This is a genomic window from Citrobacter sp. Igbk 16 (assembly GCF_028069755.1).
Classification (GTDB): domain Bacteria; phylum Pseudomonadota; class Gammaproteobacteria; order Enterobacterales; family Enterobacteriaceae; genus Citrobacter.
The window spans coordinates 93,214-113,635 of the sequence record NZ_JANEWJ010000002.1 but is presented as its reverse complement, the minus strand read 5'-3'; the positions used below and the strand labels follow the sequence as shown (position 1 = coordinate 113,635).

Here is a 20,422-nt window from a genome sequence, read left to right as displayed (position 1 = left end):
CTCGTTGCTCATAAGCTCTGGCATGGTTGTTGCTATTGGTTTTTACCAACGCCAGATGACAAAGATTGAGAGGATTTGAATGACCAAAGAAATGCAAAATTTAGCTTTAGCCCCTGTTGGTAACCTGGAGTCTTACATCCGGGCTGCGAACGCGTGGCCGATGTTGTCGGCTGACGAGGAGCGGGCGCTGGCTGAAAAGCTGCATTACCAGGGCGATCTGGAAGCAGCTAAAACGCTGATCCTGTCTCACCTGCGCTTTGTTGTTCATGTTGCTCGTAACTACGCGGGCTATGGCCTGCCGCAGGCGGATCTGATTCAGGAAGGTAATATCGGCCTGATGAAAGCCGTGCGTCGATTCAACCCGGAAGTGGGTGTGCGCCTGGTTTCCTTCGCCGTGCACTGGATCAAAGCTGAGATCCACGAATACGTTTTGCGTAACTGGCGTATCGTGAAGGTCGCGACCACCAAAGCACAGCGTAAGCTGTTCTTTAACCTGCGCAAAACCAAGCAGCGTCTGGGCTGGTTTAATCAGGATGAAGTGGAAATGGTTGCCCGCGAGCTGGGCGTTTCCAGCAAAGACGTGCGCGAAATGGAATCCCGTATGGCGGCGCAGGACATGACGTTTGACATGTCTTCGGACGACGAGTCCGACAGCCAGCCGATGGCTCCGGTTCTGTATCTGCAGGATAAATCCTCCAACTTTGCTGATGGCATTGAAGAGGATAACTGGGAAGATCAGGCCGCGAACAAGCTGACTCACGCAATGGAAGGTCTGGACGAGCGTAGCCAGGATATTATCCGCGCCCGCTGGCTGGACGAAGACAACAAGTCTACGTTGCAGGAACTGGCCGATCGCTACGGCGTTTCCGCTGAACGTGTTCGTCAGCTTGAAAAGAACGCCATGAAAAAACTGCGCGCTGCAATCGAAGCGTAATTTTCACGAATGGCCAATCAACCCTCGAATGTGAATTCGGGGGTTTTTTTTAGGCCGGATAAGGCGTTTACGTCGCCATCCGGCAAAATGTTTGCCCGATGGCGCTTTGCTTATCGGGCCTACGTCCTTTCCTTTCCTCCTCTCCCCCAATACGAATTTGTTATCCGGATGTAAATTTAGCTATTCCAAAATAATAAAAATCGGGTATGTTTTAGCAGAGTATGCTGCTAAAGCACGGGTAGCTATCCAATAATCGATATAAAGTGCTGAACAACAACATCACAACACACGTAATAACCACAATAATGGGGATTGTCAGGATGAATATGAAGGGTAAAGCGTTATTGGCAGGATGTATCGCCCTGTCTTTGAGCAATATGGCCTTTGCTAAGGATATTAAAGTTGCCGTCGTCGGCGCGATGTCCGGCCCGGTGGCGCAGTATGGCGATCAGGAATTTACCGGCGCAGAACAGGCCATTGCAGATATCAACGCCAAGGGCGGCGTGAAGGGCGACAAACTGGTCATGGTGAAATATGACGATGCCTGTGACCCGAAACAAGCGGTAGCGGTTGCTAACAAAGTGGTCAACGACGGGATTAAATATGTTATTGGCCACCTGTGCTCGTCTTCCACTCAACCTGCGTCAGATATCTATGAAGACGAAGGTATTCTGATGATCACCCCTGCGGCAACGGCACCGGAACTCACCGCGCGCGGCTATAAACTGGTGATGCGTACCACCGGCCTGGATTCCGATCAGGGCCCAACGGCCGCCAAATATATCGTTGAAAAAGTGAAACCGAAGCGTATTGCTATCGTTCACGACAAACAGCAGTACGGCGAAGGCCTGGCGCGCTCCGTGCAGGACAACCTCAAGAAAGCCAACGCTGACGTGGTGTTCTTCGACGGGATCACCGCCGGTGAGAAAGACTTCTCTACGCTGGTGGCGCGTCTGAAGAAAGAGAACATCGATTTTGTTTACTACGGCGGTTATCACCCGGAAATGGGCCAGATCCTGCGCCAGTCTCGTGCCGCAGGCCTGAAGACCCAGTTTATGGGGCCTGAAGGGGTCGCGAACGTGTCGCTGTCTAACATTGCGGGTGAATCGGCAGAAGGTTTGCTGGTGACTAAGCCGAAGAACTACGACCAGGTACCGGCGAACAAACCGATTGTGGATGCGATCAAAGCCAAGAAACAGGACCCAAGCGGTGCATTTGTGTGGACGACCTACGCCGCACTGCAGTCTTTGCAGGCCGGTCTGAACCAGTCTGACGATCCGGCTGAAATTGCCAAATACCTGAAAGCAAACTCAGTGGAAACCGTGATGGGGCCGCTGTCATGGGATGCGAAAGGCGATCTGAAAGGCTTCGAATTTGGCGTGTTTGACTGGCATGCTAATGGTACGGCTACAGATGCCAAATAATTTTCCCGGCGCCTTTCGCGCTGCAGATGCGTTGGCTACGTTATTCAACCCCGGTCACTTACTTATGTAAGCTCCCGGGGACTTCATAACTTGCCGCCTTCCTGCAACGTGAAATTCTTGGAAAATTGCGAGATGGTTTTTTATTTTTTGCTCCCAGCATGTAGGCCGGATAAGCGTCAGCGCCATCCGGCTTTTTTATCTTTTTTCCCAGCCATCCGCCTGCGCTGTAAACCCTAACGCCTGCATAAACGCCGCCATCACGCTGCGGTCTTCAACGCCAACATCCGCCATCCACCATGAACTCACGTCCGGGTTTTCGCGGAGAGTTTCTTCAACCAAATACTGCCCAACGCCACGACGACGGGTGATATCGCGTACGCGTAAGGAATCCAGCGCGCCTTGCGTACCGCTCAGGGTGACGCGTACTGCGCCAAGCAGGCGCTCGTTAAAGCGTGCGGCATAGATCCGGTGCGTTTCATCTACGCTTAATGATGAGACGGAATATTCCGGCCAGATTTTGCCAAGATCGATGAGATCCTGAGCACTGAAGTTTTCTAAACGAACGATGGTCAGCTTCATTAACAGCATGTCCAAATCACAAAAGATGGAATCAGTGTACCGAAATAATTTACTCGGATGCTTTCTCTTTTTTATGCGATTAACCAGGTTAATCGTTTTGTGACAACAGTAATGGCAGTTTGAAACAGCAAAGATTGAAAAACAGGCAGAATAATACCCTGGAATGCAGCATTTTATTCGGCTCTTTGTACCGTTATTTTATGCTGACAAACGCACTTTTTTTTGTTTATCTATAGTGAAAAGCAGAATATTATCTTTTCTTAATCGACTGAAATATAGAGATTTTAGCCTGATTTTGCTTAAAAAACTGTGCTAAACCATTAATGAGACTGGTAAAAATAGTACAGTTCAAAAAAAGCACAGTCTGCTTTTTAACCATATAAATACAAAATATTAATTACGTCACGAATGGGGATTCAGGTAATGAAACGGAATGCGAAAACAATCATCGCAGGGGTGATAGCACTGGCAATGTCGCACGCTGTTATGGCGGAGGATATCAAGGTCGCTGTTGTTGGCGCGATGTCAGGTCCGGTCGCGCAGTGGGGCGATATGGAATTTAATGGCGCACGCCAGGCGATTAAAGATATCAATGCCAAAGGCGGGATCAAAGGCGACAAGCTGGTTGCCGTGGAATATGACGATGCCTGCGATCCGAAACAGGCCGTTGCCGTCGCGAACAAAATCGTCAATGACGGCATTCAGTACGTAATTGGTCACCTGTGTTCTTCATCGACTCAACCGGCATCAGATATTTACGAAGATGAAGGCATTCTGATGATTTCTCCGGGAGCGACTAACCCGGAACTGACGCAGCGTGGTTACGCGCACATCATGCGCACCGCGGGTCTGGATTCCTCTCAGGGGCCGACTGCCGCGAAATACATCCTGGAGAAGGTGAAACCACAGCGTATCGCCATCATTCATGACAAACAGCAGTACGGTGAAGGCCTGGCGCGTTCGGTGCAGGACAGCCTGAAAGCAGGTAAAGCCAACATCGTCTTCTTTGATGGGATCACCGCCGGGGAGAAAGATTTTTCTGCGCTGATCGCCCGCCTGAAAAAAGAAAATATCGACTTCGTTTATTACGGTGGCTACTACCCGGAAATGGGGCAAATGCTGCGTCAGGCGCGTTCAGTTGGCCTGAAGACGCAGTTTATGGGACCAGAAGGTGTAGGCAATGCCTCACTGTCTAACATTGCCGGTGATGCCGCGGAAGGCATGTTGGTTACTATGCCAAAACGCTATGACCAGGACCCGGCGAATAAAGCTATCGTCAATGCGCTCAACGCTGACAAGAAAGATCCAACCGGACCTTACGTATGGATCACCTATGCAGCCGTTCAGTCACTGGCGACAGCGATGGATCGTAGCGGTAGCAAAGAGCCGTTAGACCTGGTGAAAGATCTGAAAGCACACGGGGCTGATACCGTGATTGGGCCGCTGAAATGGGACGAAAAAGGCGATTTGAAGGGATTTGAGTTTGGTGTCTTCCAGTGGCACGCGGATGGTTCATCGACCGTCGCGAAGTAATACCTGAAGACGCGTTATCCCACCGCCCGTGCAAAACGGGCGGGTTTAAAAAGGTTACCTTATGTCCGAGCAGTTCCTCTATTTCTTGCAGCAGATGTTTAACGGCGTCACGCTGGGAAGCACCTACGCGCTGATCGCCATCGGTTACACGATGGTGTACGGCATTATCGGCATGATCAACTTCGCCCACGGCGAGGTGTATATGATCGGCAGTTATGTCTCCTTTATGATCATCGCTGCGCTAATGATGATGGGCATTGATTCCAGTTGGCTGCTGGTTGCCGCGGGATTCGTCGGTGCCATTGTGATTGCCAGCGCCTACGGCTGGAGCATTGAACGCGTGGCGTATCGGCCCGTGCGCAGCTCCAAGCGCCTGATCGCGCTGATTTCCGCTATCGGGATGTCTATCTTCCTGCAAAACTACGTCAGCCTGACTGAAGGTTCGCGCGATGTGGCGCTGCCCAGCCTGTTTAACGGCCAGTGGACTGTCGGCAGCAGTGAAAACTTCTCTGCATCCATTACCACCATGCAGCTGGTTATCTGGATTGTGACCTTCCTTGCGATGCTGGCGCTGACGCTGTTTATCCGCTATTCGCGTATGGGACGCGCCTGTCGTGCCTGCGCGGAAGACCTGAAAATGGCCAGTCTGCTCGGTATTAACACTGACCGCGTGATCGCGCTGACTTTTGTGATTGGCGCAGCAATGGCGGCGGTAGCAGGTGTATTGCTTGGACAGTTCTACGGTGTAATTAACCCCTATATTGGCTTTATGGCCGGGATGAAAGCCTTTACCGCGGCGGTTCTTGGCGGTATCGGTAGCATTCCTGGGGCGATGATCGGCGGCCTGATTCTGGGCGTGGCGGAAGCGCTCTCCTCTGCTTATCTGAGTACGGAATATAAAGATGTGGTGTCATTCGCACTGCTGATTCTGGTGCTGCTGGTAATGCCGACCGGTATTCTGGGTCGCCCGGAGGTAGAGAAAGTATGAAACCGATGCATTTTGCAATGGCGCTGCTTTCAGCGGTCATGTTTTTCATCCTGGCGGGCGTCTTCATGGGCGTTCAACTGGAACTGGATGGCACGAAGCTGGTGGTGGATACCGCTGCGGATATCCGCTGGCAGTGGGTGTTTATCGGTACCGGCGTGGTCTTTCTTTTCCAACTGCTGCGTCCCGTTTTCCAGAAGAGCCTGAAGAGCGTCTCCGGACCGAAGTTCATTCTGCCGGCGATTGATGGCTCAACCGTTAAACAGAAGCTGTTCCTGGTGGCGCTGCTGGTTATTGCTGTCGCATGGCCATTTATGGTGTCGCGCGGCACGGTGGATATCGCTACGCTGACGATGATTTATATCATCCTCGGCCTCGGCTTAAACGTGGTGGTCGGCCTTTCCGGCTTGTTGGTGCTGGGCTACGGCGGCTTCTATGCCATTGGTGCGTATACCTTTGCGCTGCTGAACCACTATTACGGTCTTGGTTTCTGGACCTGTTTGCCGCTGGCTGGGCTGGTATCGGCGGCGGCTGGTTTTCTGCTTGGCTTCCCGGTTCTGCGTCTGCGTGGCGACTACCTGGCGATAGTGACCTTAGGCTTTGGCGAAATCGTACGTATCCTGTTGCTCAATAATACTGAAGTCACCGGTGGCCCGAATGGTATCAGCCAGATCCCTAAACCCACCTTTTTCGGTCTGGAATTCAGCCGTAGCGCCCGTGAAGGCGGCTGGGATACCTTCAGCAACTTCTTTGGCGTGAAATACGATCCCTCTGACCGTGTGATTTTCCTCTACCTGGTGGCGCTGCTGCTGGTGGTCTTCTCGCTGTTTGTCATCAACCGCCTGTTGCGTATGCCGCTGGGCCGTGCATGGGAAGCGCTGCGTGAAGATGAAATTGCCTGCCGCTCACTGGGCTTAAACCCTACGCGCATCAAGCTGACCGCCTTTACCATCAGCGCTGCGTTTGCCGGTTTTGCCGGAACGCTGTTTGCCGCGCGCCAGGGTTTTGTCAGCCCGGAATCGTTCACCTTTGCTGAGTCGGCCTTTGTGCTGGCGATTGTCGTGCTGGGGGGGATGGGATCGCAGTTTGCGGTGATCCTGGCGGCTATCCTGCTGGTGGTCTCACGTGAACTGATGCGTGATTTCAATGAATACAGCATGTTAATGCTGGGTGGTTTGATGGTACTGATGATGATCTGGCGTCCGCAGGGCTTGCTGCCGATGACCCGTCCACAGTTGAAACTGAAAAACGGGGAAGCAAAAGGAGAGCAGGCATGAGTCAGCCATTATTATCGGTTAGCGGCCTGATGATGCGTTTTGGCGGCCTGCTGGCAGTCAACAATGTGTCTTTGGATTTGCATAAAAAAGAGATTGTCTCTCTGATTGGACCGAACGGCGCGGGGAAAACCACGGTCTTCAACTGCCTGACCGGGTTCTATAAGCCGACCGGCGGGACGATTAAGCTGCGCGACCAGCACCTTGAAGGGCTGCCGGGCCAGCAAATTGCGCGTATGGGCGTGGTGCGTACCTTCCAGCATGTGCGCCTGTTTCGCGAAATGACAGTGATTGAAAACCTGCTGGTGGCGCAGCATCAGCAACTGAAAGCTGGGGTTTTCTCCGGGCTGTTAAAAACTCCGGCTTTTCGCCGCGCGCAGGATGAAGCGCTGGACCGCGCCGCCACCTGGCTTGATCGTATCGGCCTGCTGCAACATGCTAACCGGCAGGCGAGCAACCTGGCCTATGGCGACCAGCGCCGTCTTGAGATTATCCGTTGCATGGTCACTCAGCCGGAAATTCTGATGCTCGATGAACCTGCTGCGGGCCTTAACCCGAAAGAAACCAAAGAGCTGGATGAGCTGATTGCCGAACTGCGCGATCATCATGACACCACCATCCTGCTCATTGAGCACGATATGAAGCTGGTGATGGGTATTTCTGATCGTATTTACGTGGTGAACCAGGGGACGCCGCTGGCGAACGGGACACCGGAGCAGATTCGTAACAACCCGGACGTGATCCGCGCCTATTTAGGTGAAGCATAATGGTGGTGAGGCATAAGATGGAAAAAGTCATGTTGTCTTTTGACAACGTCAACGCCCACTACGGCAAGATCCAGGCACTGCACGATGTCAGCCTGTACATCAATCAGGGTGAAATCGTGACGCTTATCGGTGCCAACGGTGCGGGGAAAACCACGCTGCTCGGAACGCTGTGCGGCGATCCTCGGGCTACAAGTGGGCGTATTGTCTTTGATGGTAAAGATATTACCGACTGGCAGACGGCAAAAATCATGCGTGAAGCGGTGGCGATTGTCCCGGAAGGGCGTCGCGTATTTTCCCGTATGACGGTAGAAGAGAACCTGGCGATGGGGGGCTTTTTTGCCGAGCGCGACCAGTTTCAGGAGCGTATTCAATGGGTATACGACCTGTTTCCACGTCTGCATGAACGTCGTATCCAGCGTGCGGGAACCATGTCTGGTGGTGAGCAGCAGATGCTGGCGATTGGTCGGGCTTTGATGAGTCAGCCGCGTTTGTTGCTGCTCGATGAGCCGTCTCTGGGGCTGGCACCGATCATCATCCAGCAGATCTTTAACACCATTGAGCAATTGCGCGAGCAGGGGATGACGATTTTCCTCGTCGAACAAAACGCCAACCAGGCACTGAAACTCGCTGACCGTGGTTACGTGCTGGAAAACGGTCACGTGGTGCTGGAAGATACCGGTGATGCATTGCTGGCGAACGAAGCGGTGCGTAGCGCTTATTTGGGCGGATAACAGTTATCTAAGTAGACAAGGGGCTCATCAGGCCCCTTTTTTATTGCGCTATGTTATTATTGATAATGATTATCAATAATAAAAATGAACATGGAGAAAGGATGACACGTTCAGGTGCCTGTATGGCTATTGGAAGTCTGCTCGTGGCCTGCTCATTCAGTGCGCAGGCAGTGAAAGAGCAAACTTTCGATCCGCGCGATCCTGCAATCTGGCAAGAAAAGCCGGTCAACCCGTTAGCACAATCCAACTCACCCTGCGAGGTATTCAGCAGTTCAGTGTGTCCGGGTTGGGAAGATGAAAAATCGGATATCCAGCGTGACCGTGAGCGGCGGGAGCAGCAGCGTTTACAGAACGAATATGAACGCCGCTGGCGTAGGGATTAACGTTACCGGAGTTGATGGGCAGAGTGTCGGGCTACGTCGTTATCTAAATCTGCAGGTATTGCGAGCCTTGTCCCAGCAAGCATAGGCTATTTACTGCATAATCAACGGCTTGATATATATCTTGTGCCAATGGTAACTGAATGAATGATTTACCGCGTCAAACTGACGTGCTGCCCATGCCCGCGATTGATGGTGCCACTGTCTCTTTTAATGGGCTGAACTATCTTCGCCCGGAACTGCTGCTGGACTTTGTCAGCATCAGCAGCGCGCCGTTGCTTGCCGTTACGCCAGTTGCCCTGCTGTACTCCTGTGTGGGGGTGCTCCAGCAGGTCGACTTACGCAAGCTGCCGGTCGAAGTCGTTGGGCGTGTGGTTTATCCCATCACTTCGCTGAAGCTTCCTGCATTACGGGGAAAACTCATCATCAACGCCCAGTCACGGCGACTCAAGTTTCTGGAAAGCCTGGTGGCGATATCTCCGGAAGATAACATTCATGGTATGCAGATCCTGGGCCTGGCGCTGGAGTTTACGTTCGCACAACCTGAGTGATGCTTCTTTTTTGTACACAGTAGTTGTACAATTCAGTTGTACATGTGAGGAGATTTTGATGCGTACCATGAACTATAGCGAAGCCCGACAGAATCTGGCGGAAGTGCTGGAGAGCGCTGCCACCGGCGTTCCTGTCACCATTACACGCCGTGGTCATAAGCCTGCGGTCATCATCAGCGCGGAAGAGTTCGAACGCTATCAGGCCGCAAGGCTTGATGATGAATTTGCCGATATCATGATGGTACATGGTAATGAAATCAGGGAGCTGGCGGATAAATGACCCTACAAATTATCTCAGCGGAAGAGATAATACTGTTTCACGACAGGCTGCTACGTGTAACCCCTGGCGTCACGGGCATGCCCGATCCTGGTCGTGCTGAAGCGCTGATGTATCGGGTGTTAAATCAAATTGAATATGAAGGTGTGACCGACGTGTGGTTGCTGGCCGCAATGCATTTGCTGGCTATCTCTCGCGGACATATTTTTAATGACGGTAACAAACGTACCGCTTTGTTTATTACGTTGCTGTTTTTAAAGCGTAACGGGATAGCTTTGCCTGCAAACCCGGATTTTGTCGCCATGACGGTTGAAGCGGCTGCGGGCCAGCTGACGCTGGAACAAATAGCCTCCCGCCTGCGAGGATAACCCCGGCGGAAGCCATTGTAGGCCGGATAAGATGCGTTAGCATCGCCATCCGGCGGTTCGTAGGCACTTTCGCTGTACGTGTCACAGCTCCCACTTTCCTTCCTTAGCACAGTCACCGCCTTGCCATCTGTTTGTCGCCTTACTATCTTTTTTTTGTAATAAAAAAGTTATTTTTCTGTCATTCGAGCATGTCATGTTACCCCCGCGAGCATAAAACGCGTGATATCGCGCATACGGCACAACAAGAGAGATAACCGATGATATCGTTACGACATACAGCTTTAGGACTGGCACTTAGCCTGGCATTTGCAGGTCAGGCACTGGCCGTTACCACCATCCCGTTCTGGCATTCAATGGAAGGCGAACTGGGTAAAGAAGTTGATTCGCTGGCGCAACGTTTTAATGAGGCTCATCCTGACTACAAAATTGTTCCGCAGTACAAAGGCAACTATGAGCAGAGTCTGAGCGCGGGTATTGCCGCCTTCCGTACCGGAAACGCACCTGCACTGCTGCAGGTTTATGAAGTCGGTACCGCCACGATGATGGCCTCCAAAGCCATTAAACCGGTCTATGAAGTGTTTAAAGAGGCCGGGATTAACTTCGATGAATCTCAGTTCGTGCCGACGGTTTCAGGTTATTACACCGACTCTAAAACCGGACACTTGCTCTCTCAGCCGTTTAACAGTTCCACTCCGGTGCTGTACTACAACAAAGACGCCTTCAAAAAAGCCGGTTTAGATCCTGAACAACCGCCGAAAACCTGGCAGGATCTGGCGGAATACACCGCGAAGCTGAAAGCCGCAGGTATGAAGTGCGGGTATGCCAGCGGCTGGCAGGGCTGGATCCAGATTGAAAACTTCAGCGCCTGGAACGGATTACCGGTTGCGACTAAAAATAACGGTTTTGACGGTACTGATGCAGTACTGGAGTTCAACAAGCCGGAGCAGGTGAAACATATCGCGCTGCTGGAAGAGCTGAATAAAAAGGGCGATTTCAGCTATTTCGGGCGTAAAGATGAATCCACCGAGAAGTTCTACAACGGTGATTGTGCGATTACCACAGCATCGTCCGGCTCTCTGGCGGATATCCGGCACTACGCTAAATTCAACTATGGCGTTGGTATGATGCCATACGATGCTGATGTGAAAGGTGCACCGCAGAACGCCATTATTGGTGGCGCCAGTCTGTGGGTGATGCAGGGTAAAGACAAAGCAACCTACCAGGGCGTCGCGGAGTTCCTCAACTTCCTGGCAAAACCTGAAATTGCTGCTGAATGGCATCAGAAAACAGGTTATCTGCCCATCACCACCGCCGCCTACGATCTGACCCGCGAGCAGGGTTTCTATGATAAGAACCCAGGCGCGGATATCGCAACTCGTCAGATGTTGAACAAGCCGCCGTTGCCGTTCACTAAAGGGCTGCGCCTGGGCAATATGCCGCAGATCCGTACCATCGTGGATGAAGAGCTGGAAAGTGTATGGACCGGGAAGAAAACCCCGCAACAGGCGCTGGATGCTGCCGTTGAACGTGGCAACCAGTTACTGCGCCGCTTTGAGCAATCGACCAAGTCTTAATCGTGAAATGCCGGGTGGCGGCTACGCCTTACCCGGCCTACTCATACCCGTAGGCCGGATAAGCGCAGCGCCATCCGGCACTGCTCAGGAATAAAAACTTCATGTCCTCATCCCGTCCGGTGTTCCGCTCGCGTTGGCTTCCCTATCTACTGGTTGCCCCGCAGTTGGTTATCACCGTTATTTTCTTTATCTGGCCTGCCGGTGAAGCGCTGTGGTACTCACTGCAAAGCGTTGATCCCTTTGGTCTTTCCAGTCAGTTCGTCGGGCTGGAAAACTTTGTCGCACTGTTCCATGACCCGTACTACCTTGATTCGTTCTGGACCACTATCAAGTTCAGCTCGTTGGTTACGGTAAGCGGCCTGTTGGTGTCGTTATTTTTTGCCGCGTTGGTGAATTATGTGGTACGCGGAAGCCGTTTTTATCAAACGCTGATGCTGTTGCCTTACGCCGTTGCGCCTGCGGTTGCCGCCGTGCTGTGGATCTTTCTGTTTAACCCAGGACGTGGGCTGATTACCCATTTTCTCGGTGAATTTGGCTATGACTGGAACCATGCGCAAAACAGCGGTCAGGCGATGTTTCTGGTGGTGTTTGCATCAGTCTGGAAGCAGATTAGTTACAACTTCCTGTTCTTCTTTGCCGCACTGCAGTCGATCCCGCGTTCACTGATCGAAGCGGCTGCAATTGATGGCGCTGGGCCGATTCGCCGCTTCTTTAAATTAGCGCTACCGCTAATCGCGCCGGTTAGCTTTTTTCTGCTGGTGGTGAACCTGGTTTACGCCTTCTTTGACACCTTCCCGGTGATCGATGCTGCGACAGCGGGTGGGCCGGTGCAGGCTACCACCACGCTAATTTATAAAATCTATCGTGAAGGTTTTGTCGGACTGGATCTCTCCGCATCAGCCGCGCAGTCGGTCGTGCTGATGTTCCTCGTCATTATTTTGACGGTGGTGCAGTTCCGCTATGTGGAAAGTAAGGTGCGTTACCAATGATTGAGAATCGTCGAGGGCTAACAATATTCAGCCATACCATGTTGATTCTGGGGATCATGGTGATCTTGTTTCCGCTGTACGTCGCGTTTGTTGCGGCGACGCTGGATAACAAAGCGGTGTTTGAAACGCCGATGACGCTGGTGCCCGGCACACAACTGCTGGAAAACATGAAATACATTTGGGTCAATGGTGTGGGGGTAAATAGCGCACCGTTCTGGCTGATGATGCTCAACAGTTTCATCATGGCATTCAGTATTACGGTGGGAAAAATCACCGTCTCTATGCTGTCCGCGTTCGCCATTGTCTGGTTTCGCTTTCCTCTGCGTAACCTGTTCTTCTGGATGATTTTTATCACCCTGATGCTGCCGGTGGAGGTGCGTATCTTCCCGACGGTGGAGGTTATCGCCAACCTGAAGATGCTCGACAGTTATGCGGGTCTGACGTTGCCGCTCATGGCATCGGCTACCGCGACATTCCTGTTCCGTCAGTTCTTTATGACGCTACCAGATGAGCTGGTTGAAGCGGCGCGTATTGACGGTGCGTCGCCGATGCGTTTTTTCCGCGATATCGTGCTGCCACTGTCGAAAACCAATCTGGCGGCGTTGTTCGTGATCACCTTCATCTACGGCTGGAACCAGTATCTGTGGCCGTTGTTAATTATTACCGACGTTAACCTGGGCACCGCCGTAGCAGGCATCAAAGGCATGATTGCTACCGGTGAAGGCACTACCCAATGGAACCAGGTGATGGCAGCCATGCTGCTGACGCTCATCCCTCCGGTAATCATCGTGTTAGCCATGCAGCGTGCCTTCGTACGCGGCCTGGTCGATAGTGAGAAATAAAAATGGCTGGTTTAAAACTACAGGCAGTAACCAAAAGCTGGGACGGCAAAACCCAGGTGATTAAACCGCTGACGCTGGACGTCGCGGACGGGGAATTCATTGTGATGGTAGGCCCATCCGGTTGCGGAAAGTCTACGTTGCTGCGGATGGTCGCCGGTTTGGAGCGGGTGAGCGGCGGCGACATCTGGATTGATAATAAGCGCGTCACCGAAATGGAACCGAAAGATCGTGGTATTGCGATGGTGTTCCAGAACTATGCACTCTACCCGCATATGAGCGTGGAAGAAAACATGGCCTGGGGATTGAAGATTCGGGGAATGGGCAAGGAGCACATTGCTGAGCGGGTAAATGAGGCGGCGCGTATTCTCGAGCTGGGTGAGCTGCTCAAGCGCCGTCCGCGCGAACTTTCTGGCGGTCAGCGCCAGCGCGTAGCGATGGGACGAGCGATTGTCCGCGACCCGGCGGTTTTCCTGTTCGATGAACCGCTTTCAAACCTTGATGCAAAGCTGCGTGTGCAGATGCGTCTTGAGTTACAACATCTGCATCGCCGACTGAAAACCACCTCGTTGTACGTCACACACGATCAGGTTGAGGCAATGACGCTGGCCCAGCGTGTGCTGGTGATGAACAAGGGCATTGCTGAACAGATTGGCACGCCAGTGGAAGTCTACGAAAAACCCGCCAGTCGCTTTGTGGCGAGTTTTATCGGCAGCCCGGCCATGAACCTGCTGGATGGGTACGTCAGCGCGTCTGGCACACATTTTGAACTGGAAGGCGGTATGACGTTACCGCTTGGTAGAAGCGCCAGGGAGTCTGGTGGGCGTAATATGACGCTGGGTATCCGCCCGGAGCATATTGCGCTAAGCTCGCAGGCCGAAGGCGGCGTGCCGCTGGTGTTAGATACGCTGGAAATGCTGGGCGCAGATAACCTGGCACACGGACGCTGGGGTGAGCAAAAGCTGGTGGTGCGACTGGCGCATCAGCATCGCCCGACGGCAGGCAGCACGCTATGGCTGCATCTGCCAGACAATCATTTGCATCTCTTTGATGGCGAAACAGGACAACGCGTATGAGTAACTGGCCTTATCCCCATATTGTCGCCCATCGTGGTGGCGGTAAGTTGGCACCGGAAAATACCCTGGCGGCGATTGACGTGGGGGCGCGATACGGGCACACCATGATTGAATTCGATGCCAAATTGTCGAAAGACGGTGAGATATTTCTGCTGCATGACGACAATCTGGAACGTACCAGCAACGGCTGGGGCGTTGCGGGTGAATTGAACTGGCAGGATCTTCTGCGTGTTGATGCCGGCGGCTGGTTTAGCGGTGAGTTTAAAGGCGAGCCATTGCCGCTGCTCTCCCAGGTGGCGGAGCGCTGCCGCCAGCATGGCATGATGGCGAATATTGAAATCAAACCGACCACCGGAACCGGGACGCTGACCGGCAAAGCCGTGGCACTGGCCGCGCGTGAACTGTGGGCGGGAATGACGCCGCCGCTGCTGTCATCTTTTGAAATTGATGCACTTGAAGCGGCGCAACTGGCGGTGCCTGAGCTGCCGCGTGGTTTGCTGCTTGATGAGTGGCGAGATGACTGGCGAGAGCTCACCACCCGGTTGGGCTGTGTCTCTATTCATCTTAATCATAAGCTGCTGGATGAGGCGCGTGTGGATGCGTTGCGCGATGCGGGGCTGCGGATTCTGGTGTATACCGTCAACCGACCCCAGCGTGCGGCAGAACTGCTACGCTGGGGAGTAGACTGCATCTGTACCGATGCGATTGATGTCATCGGGCCGGATTTCCAGCCCTGTTAAGGTCCAAGCGTTTTTAACGGAACGTTAGGTTGCGGCGTGCTGGACGGTTTTAGCATGTCGCCATTCTTTTTTTCCGGCAGCATCTGTTGCTGTTTATTCAGCGAGTTGTCCGGGTTATGCGTTCCGCTTAACATCCCGCCATTGCTGTTGGGCAGCATTTGCTGCTGGCCGGAATTCAACTCGCCAGGCTGAGACTGACGTACTCGCTGGGAGTTGGTGTTGATTTGGTTTTCCATATGCTGTTGCTGCATGCGTGTCTGCGTTTGCAACTGCTGGTTGAGCATCCCTTTCTGCTGAATTTGCTGCGTTTGCATTTGTGTTTGCATACGCTGTTGACTCGGGATCTGATAACCGGGTTGATTCGGGTTATTCATGGTGTTGATTGGCTGTGCAAAGCCTGCAAACGGCAATAGCATGGCTAAAAGTAAGAGTCGTTTCATCGCTTTTCTCCTCTCGGGGATCTCTTAAGTTTACTCCTTTCTCGCCGTTACGATGATTATTTCAGAGTTATGCACCAGGCTTAGTGGGGGCCGACCCCATAAATCTGGAGAATAACGATGATAAAACCGACGTTTTTACGCCGGGTAGCCATTGCTGCTCTGCTCTCAGGAAGTTGTTTTAGCGTTGCTGCCGCGCCAGCTGCGCCACCGCCGGTATCTTACGGAGTCGAGGAAGATGTGTTTCATCCCGTACGCGCTAAGCAAGGGATGGTGGCCTCCGTGGATGCTTTAGCTACCCAGGTTGGGGTGGACATTCTTAAACAGGGCGGGAATGCCGTCGATGCTGCCGTCGCCGTTGGTTACGCGCTGGCGGTGACGCATCCGCAGGCGGGTAACCTGGGTGGCGGCGGCTTTATGATGCTGCGCACCAAAGACGGGAAGACGACAGCAATTGATTTCCGTGAAATGGCGCCAGCTGGCGCGACTCGCGATATGTTCCTTGATGAACAGGGTAACGCCGATGCGAAAAAGTCGCTGACGTCGCATCTGGCTTCCGGTACGCCAGGCACCGTGGCGGGTTTCTCGCTGGCGCTGGAGAAATACGGTACGCTGCCGTTGAATAAAGTGGTACGTCCGGCAATGAAGCTGGCGGAAGAGGGCTTTGTGGTTAATGACGCGCTGGCCGACGATCTGAAAACCTATGGCAGCGAAGTGCTCCCTAATCACGAGAACAGCAAAGCCATTTTCTGGAAGGACGGCGAGCCGCTGAAAAAGGGCGATAAGCTGGTACAGAAGAACCTGGCAAAAAGCCTGGAGATGATTGCCGAGAATGGCCCTGATGCGTTTTATAAAGGGGCGATTGCCGATCAGATAGCTGAGGAGATGAAGAAGAACGGCGGGCTTATCACCAAAGCGGACTTAGCTGACTACAAAGCCGTAGAGCGTGCGCCAATCAGCGGTGACTACCGTGGTTATCAGGTCTTCTCGATGCCGCCGCCATCTTCTGGGGGGATTCATATCGTGCAGATCCTCAACATTCTCGAAAACTTCGATATGAAAAAGTACGGGTTTGGCAGCGCCGATGCCATGCAGGTCATGGCTGAAGCGGAAAAATATGCCTATGCCGACCGTTCCGAATATCTTGGCGACCCGGATTTTGTGAAAGTGCCGTGGCAGGCGCTGACCAACAAAGCCTATGCTAAAACGCTTGCCGATCAGATTGATATCAACAAAGCGAAGCCTTCCAGCCAAATCAAGCCTGGCAAACTTGCTCCCTATGAAAGTAACCAGACCACTCACTTCTCGGTGGTGGATAAAGACGGGAATGCCGTGGCGGTGACCTATACCCTGAATACCACCTTCGGAACCGGTATTGTGGCGGGTAACACCGGTATTCTGCTCAATAATGAGATGGATGATTTCTCTGCTAAACCGGGTGTGCCGAACGTTTACGGACTGGTGGGCGGCGATGCCAACGCCGTCGGACCGAAGAAACGTCCGTTGTCGTCGATGTCGCCGACAATTGTGGTTAAAGACGGGAAAACCTGGCTGGTGACCGGCAGCCCTGGCGGGAGTCGAATTATCACTACCGTGCTGCAAATGGTGGTTAACAGCATTGATTTTGGGATGAACGTCGCTGAGGCCACCAATGCCCCGCGCTTCCACCATCAGTGGTTGCCGGATGAACTGCGTGTTGAAAAAGGTTTTAGCCCGGACACCGTCAAGCTGCTTGAGCAGAAAGGACAGAAAGTGGTGCTGAAAGAAGCAATGGGCAGCACTCAGAGCATTATGGTTGGACCGGATGGCGCACTGTATGGCGCGTCCGACCCGCGTTCCGTGGATGATTTAACGGCGGGATATTGATGGTATTGCCGGGTCTGCCGTTGATGCAGGCCCGGCGAGTGCTTTCTGGTGGTTTCTTACCCGTTATTTCACGCGCGCCATAAAGTAAGCATCAACGTACTCACCGTTGCGCAGGCCATATTTCTTGCCGGTGCCTTCGATTTCAAAGCCGTACTTCTTATAGACTGCGACCGCAGGCTCATTATCAACAAACACCGTTAGCTCAATACGATCGACGCGCAGCCAGTTGTCGCACATGTCGATCATTGTGCGAATCAGGGCGCTGGCAACGCCGCGGTTCTGCCAACGAGCATCAACACAAATACCAAAATCAGCGACGTGGCTGCGGCGCGGGCGTTGGGCGACGGCAATGGAAAGATGTCCCACGACGATATCATCAATGCAGGCAACCAGTTGTTTGACGCCGGGCTGCTCGGCGAGTCGCACTTGCCACATCTCCATGGAAGGATGAGGAACCTGTAGCGTGTTGTGGTACACCTCCGGCTGCGCATGGATCTGACGAATGGCGTCGTAATCTTTTGGTTCAGCGTGGCGTATCACTATCTCACTCATTCCTTATCTCCTTCAGGGGTAATTGTGCATTTACACTCGCTGAGATTAAAAAATCCGTCAACTGCATTTTTTTGCAAAAATAAGTAGACAAGTGCGAATGAGAATGATTATTATTGCTCTGCGTTCAGGGGAACCCCTACGGAGAACCTGAAAGCACGACATTGCTCACATTGCTTCCAGTATTACTTTAGCCAGCTTTTGCTGGCTTTTTTTTTGGGCTGGGTTTCGGGCTAGTTTGCTTGTCAGCTTAATCCCGGGCTGTGCTCGCAATCCTCACGAACTCAGTGTACGCTCCGGTTGCTGCGCGCAGGCCGTGAATAATCTGCCTACGCCACTTACGCCCGATCTTTTGGCTGTATAATGCGGTAGGCCGGATAAGGCAACGCCGCATCCGGCATGATAACAGGATGGATTCAGTTTTGTAGGCCGGATAAGGCAACGCCGCATCCGGCACGATGACAGGATGGATTCAGTCTCCAGCCGCTTTGCGCTATGGTGTAGACATTCACCTTCAGAAGGATTGTCTCATGGCCTTACATTGCGCATTTATTGGTTTTGGCAAAAGTACCACTCGCTACCATTTACCTTATGTCCTGAACCGCAAAGACAGCTGGCATGTCGCACATATTTTTCGCCGCAACGCGAAACCGGAAGAGCAGGCGCCGCAGTATTCACATATCCACTTTACCAGCGACCTCGACGAGATCTTAAATGATCCACAGGTGAAACTGGTGATCGTCTGTACACATGCTGACAGCCATTTCGAATACGCCAAACGTGCGCTGGAAGCCGGGAAAAGCGTGCTGGTTGAGAAACCTTTCACCCCGACGCTTGCGCAAGCCAAAGAGCTGTTTGAGCTAGCGCAAAGCAAGGGATTGACCGTTACGCCATATCAGAATCGTCGTTTTGACTCCTGTTTCCTCACCGCGAAAAAGGCGATTGAGAGCGGCAAGTTGGGCGAGATTGTTGAAGTTGAAAGCCATTTTGACTATTACCGCCCGGTCGCTGAAACCAAACCAGGTCTGCCTCAGGACGGCGCATTTTATGGTCTGGGCGTACACACTATGGATCAAATTATCTCCCTGTTCGGCCGCCCCGACCATGTGGCCTACGACATCCGTAGCCTGCGTAACAAAGCGAACCCGGACGATACTTTTGAAGCGCAGCTGTTTTACGGTGACCTGAAAGCCATTGTCAAAACCAGTCATCTGGTGAAAATCGATTATCCGAAGTTTATCGTCCACGGTACAAAAGGCTCGTTTGTGAAGTATGGCATCGATCAGCAGGAAACCAGCCTGAAGGCCAATATCATGCCGGGAGAACCCGGTTTTGCCGCTGACGACTCCATTGGGCTGCTGGAGTACATCAATGATGAAGGCGTCTCAGTGAAAGAAGAGGTGAAACCGGAAGTCGGCGACTATGGCCGCGTCTATGATGCGCTGTATCAGACGCTGACAGTGGGTACACCTAATTACGTCAAGGAATCTGAAGTTCTCATCAACCTGGAAATCCTCGAACGCGCCTTTGAACAGGCAACGCCTGCCACGATAACCCTCGCTAAATAGCGTTGATGGACTCCTCTGTGATTGTTCATATTTTTTGAACAGAGGAGTCAATTTTCACCCTCTATGATCCCGACCGGATTGAGTCCACACTTACTCCATCGAAAACATCTGGGGGTGAACACAATGATCTATTTACGCAAAGCTAACGACCGTGGTCATGCTAATCATGGTTGGCTCGATTCCTGGCATACTTTCTCTTTTGCCAACTATTATGACCCGAATTTTATGGGATTCTCGGCACTGCGCGTGATCAACGATGACGTGATCGACGCAGGTCAGGGCTTTGGTACTCATCCCCATAAAGACATGGAAATTCTGACCTACGTGCTGGAAGGCGCAGTCGAACATCAGGACAGCATGGGCAATAAGGAGCAGGTTCCGGCAGGTGAATTCCAGATTATGAGTGCCGGGACGGGGATCCGTCATTCGGAGTACAACCCGAGCGACACCGAGAAACTGCACCTGTATCAGATTTGGATCATTCCGCAGGAAAATGGCATTACACCGCGCTACGAGCAACGTCGTTTCGATGCTGTTCAGGGCAAACAGTTGGTGCTGTCACCGGATGCACGAGAGGGTTCGCTGAAAGTGTATCAGGATATGGAGTTGTATCGCTGGGCGCTGCTTAAAGATGAACAGTCGGTGCATCAAATCGCCGCTGAACGCCGCGTCTGGATCCAGGTGGTAAAAGGTAACGTCACCATTAACGGGACCAAAGCGACCACCAGCGACGGTCTGGCAATCTGGGATGAACAGGCAATTTCGATTCATGCCGACAGCGACAGCGAAGTGTTACTGTTTGACCTGCCACCAGTATAAAAATACACGTCATCCTTCAAGCCGCATCTGTGTTGGCTTTCCTCGCTCACCCCGGTCGCGTACTTAATGTACGCTCCCGGGGATTCACTGCGTCGCCGCCTTGATGCAACTCGAATGATTTTGTGTATTTATCACAATAAAAACTCCTTTTTTTCTCTGCAA

22 protein-coding genes and 1 pseudogene are annotated in these 20,422 nt (G+C 52.6%); 19 read left to right on the top strand and 4 right to left on the bottom strand.

Annotated elements, in window-relative coordinates:
* Window positions 1–79 precede the first annotated feature (79 nt).
* Both rpoH and NNO03_RS02205 read left to right on the top strand, forming a co-directional pair.
* A complete protein-coding gene (gene rpoH, locus NNO03_RS02210; RefSeq protein WP_003023425.1) occupies window positions 80–934 on the top strand; it encodes an RNA polymerase sigma factor RpoH in 855 nt (284 codons plus the stop codon).
* Window positions 935–1,254: 320 nt separating this feature from the next.
* Window positions 1,255–2,358 carry a branched-chain amino acid ABC transporter substrate-binding protein gene (locus NNO03_RS02205; protein WP_271448685.1) on the top strand — a complete coding sequence of 368 codons (1,104 nt, stop codon included), beginning with the start codon at window positions 1,255–1,257 and terminating at the stop codon, window positions 2,356–2,358.
* A gap of 83 nt (window positions 2,359–2,441) precedes the next feature.
* Here the strand turns inward: NNO03_RS02205 and NNO03_RS02200 are convergent.
* Window positions 2,442–2,569: pseudogene (locus NNO03_RS02200) on the bottom strand (hypothetical protein).
* Complete coding sequence (gene panM / locus NNO03_RS02195; RefSeq protein WP_271448771.1) at window positions 2,554–2,937, bottom strand: aspartate 1-decarboxylase autocleavage activator PanM; 384 nt, start codon at window positions 2,935–2,937, stop codon at window positions 2,554–2,556. The pseudogene NNO03_RS02200 and the gene panM overlap by 16 nt, the downstream one beginning before the upstream one ends.
* Window positions 2,938–3,360: 423 nt before the next feature.
* Between panM and livK the strand changes: the two genes are divergently transcribed.
* From livK to ugpQ, 14 genes are all read left to right on the top strand, one after another.
* Complete coding sequence (gene livK / locus NNO03_RS02190; protein WP_271448684.1) at window positions 3,361–4,470, top strand: high-affinity branched-chain amino acid ABC transporter substrate-binding protein LivK; 1,110 nt, start codon at window positions 3,361–3,363, stop codon at window positions 4,468–4,470.
* Between the two features lie 61 nt (window positions 4,471–4,531).
* Window positions 4,532–5,458: a high-affinity branched-chain amino acid ABC transporter permease LivH gene (gene livH, locus NNO03_RS02185; protein ID WP_003023435.1), complete on the top strand. Its 927-nt coding sequence runs from the start codon at window positions 4,532–4,534 to the stop codon at window positions 5,456–5,458.
* On the top strand, window positions 5,455–6,732 hold the full coding sequence (livM, locus tag NNO03_RS02180) for a branched chain amino acid ABC transporter permease LivM (protein WP_137381969.1): 1,278 nt from the start codon (window positions 5,455–5,457) through the stop codon (window positions 6,730–6,732). Before livH ends, livM begins: the two co-directional genes overlap by 4 nt.
* Complete coding sequence (gene livG, locus NNO03_RS02175) at window positions 6,729–7,496, top strand: high-affinity branched-chain amino acid ABC transporter ATP-binding protein LivG (protein ID WP_048213581.1); 768 nt, start codon at window positions 6,729–6,731, stop codon at window positions 7,494–7,496. The genes livM and livG overlap by 4 nt, the downstream gene beginning before the upstream one ends.
* Window positions 7,497–7,513: 17 nt before the next feature.
* A complete protein-coding gene (gene livF, locus NNO03_RS02170; protein ID WP_271441318.1) occupies window positions 7,514–8,227 on the top strand; it encodes a high-affinity branched-chain amino acid ABC transporter ATP-binding protein LivF in 714 nt (237 codons plus the stop codon).
* A gap of 101 nt (window positions 8,228–8,328) precedes the next feature.
* Window positions 8,329–8,610 (top strand): hypothetical protein, encoded by a 282-nt coding sequence (locus NNO03_RS02165; protein ID WP_271448683.1) that lies wholly within the window; start codon window positions 8,329–8,331, stop codon window positions 8,608–8,610.
* A gap of 140 nt (window positions 8,611–8,750) precedes the next feature.
* Window positions 8,751–9,158, top strand: coding sequence for a dTDP-glucose pyrophosphorylase (locus tag NNO03_RS02160; RefSeq protein ID WP_271448682.1), 408 nt, complete (start codon window positions 8,751–8,753; stop codon window positions 9,156–9,158).
* Window positions 9,159–9,216: 58 nt separating this feature from the next.
* The gene (locus tag NNO03_RS02155) at window positions 9,217–9,438 is read left to right on the top strand and encodes a type II toxin-antitoxin system Phd/YefM family antitoxin (RefSeq protein WP_271448681.1); all 222 of its coding nucleotides are present in this window, start codon (window positions 9,217–9,219) and stop codon (window positions 9,436–9,438) included.
* The gene (locus tag NNO03_RS02150; RefSeq protein WP_271448680.1) at window positions 9,435–9,803 is read left to right on the top strand and encodes a type II toxin-antitoxin system death-on-curing family toxin; all 369 of its coding nucleotides are present in this window, start codon (window positions 9,435–9,437) and stop codon (window positions 9,801–9,803) included. Before NNO03_RS02155 ends, NNO03_RS02150 begins: the two co-directional genes overlap by 4 nt.
* Window positions 9,804–10,060: 257 nt before the next feature.
* Entirely contained in the window at window positions 10,061–11,377 is a 1,317-nt protein-coding gene (ugpB, locus tag NNO03_RS02145) for a sn-glycerol-3-phosphate ABC transporter substrate-binding protein UgpB (protein WP_202037531.1), read from the top strand.
* 101 nt (window positions 11,378–11,478) lie between these two features.
* Entirely contained in the window at window positions 11,479–12,366 is an 888-nt protein-coding gene (gene ugpA, locus NNO03_RS02140) for a sn-glycerol-3-phosphate ABC transporter permease UgpA (RefSeq protein WP_137365820.1), read from the top strand.
* Window positions 12,363–13,208, top strand: coding sequence for a sn-glycerol-3-phosphate ABC transporter permease UgpE (ugpE, locus tag NNO03_RS02135; protein WP_137381964.1), 846 nt, complete (start codon window positions 12,363–12,365; stop codon window positions 13,206–13,208). Before ugpA ends, ugpE begins: the two co-directional genes overlap by 4 nt.
* Before the next feature lie 2 nt (window positions 13,209–13,210).
* Window positions 13,211–14,281 (top strand): sn-glycerol-3-phosphate import ATP-binding protein UgpC, encoded by a 1,071-nt coding sequence (locus NNO03_RS02130; RefSeq protein ID WP_271448679.1) that lies wholly within the window; start codon window positions 13,211–13,213, stop codon window positions 14,279–14,281.
* Window positions 14,278–15,021 carry a glycerophosphodiester phosphodiesterase gene (gene ugpQ, locus NNO03_RS02125; RefSeq protein ID WP_271448678.1) on the top strand — a complete coding sequence of 248 codons (744 nt, stop codon included), beginning with the start codon at window positions 14,278–14,280 and terminating at the stop codon, window positions 15,019–15,021. Before NNO03_RS02130 ends, ugpQ begins: the two co-directional genes overlap by 4 nt.
* Here ugpQ and NNO03_RS02120 read toward each other — a convergent pair.
* Window positions 15,018–15,461 (bottom strand): DUF2756 family protein, encoded by a 444-nt coding sequence (locus NNO03_RS02120; protein ID WP_202037535.1) that lies wholly within the window; start codon window positions 15,459–15,461, stop codon window positions 15,018–15,020. The two genes, ugpQ and NNO03_RS02120, sit on opposite strands and share 4 nt — an antisense overlap.
* Before the next feature lie 117 nt (window positions 15,462–15,578).
* On the opposite strand from NNO03_RS02120, the gene ggt reads away from it, so the two are divergent.
* Window positions 15,579–17,324 carry a gamma-glutamyltransferase gene (ggt, locus tag NNO03_RS02115; protein WP_271448677.1) on the top strand — a complete coding sequence of 582 codons (1,746 nt, stop codon included), beginning with the start codon at window positions 15,579–15,581 and terminating at the stop codon, window positions 17,322–17,324.
* A gap of 63 nt (window positions 17,325–17,387) precedes the next feature.
* On the opposite strand, the gene yhhY is transcribed toward ggt, so the two are convergent.
* Window positions 17,388–17,876 (bottom strand): N-acetyltransferase, encoded by a 489-nt coding sequence (gene yhhY, locus NNO03_RS02110; protein WP_137381960.1) that lies wholly within the window; start codon window positions 17,874–17,876, stop codon window positions 17,388–17,390.
* A 527-nt stretch (window positions 17,877–18,403) separates the two neighbouring features.
* Between yhhY and NNO03_RS02105 the strand changes: the two genes are divergently transcribed.
* Window positions 18,404–19,441 (top strand): oxidoreductase, encoded by a 1,038-nt coding sequence (locus NNO03_RS02105; protein ID WP_271448676.1) that lies wholly within the window; start codon window positions 18,404–18,406, stop codon window positions 19,439–19,441.
* 123 nt (window positions 19,442–19,564) lie between these two features.
* Window positions 19,565–20,260 (top strand): quercetin 2,3-dioxygenase, encoded by a 696-nt coding sequence (yhhW, locus tag NNO03_RS02100; protein WP_271441372.1) that lies wholly within the window; start codon window positions 19,565–19,567, stop codon window positions 20,258–20,260.
* Window positions 20,261–20,422 lie beyond the last annotated feature (162 nt).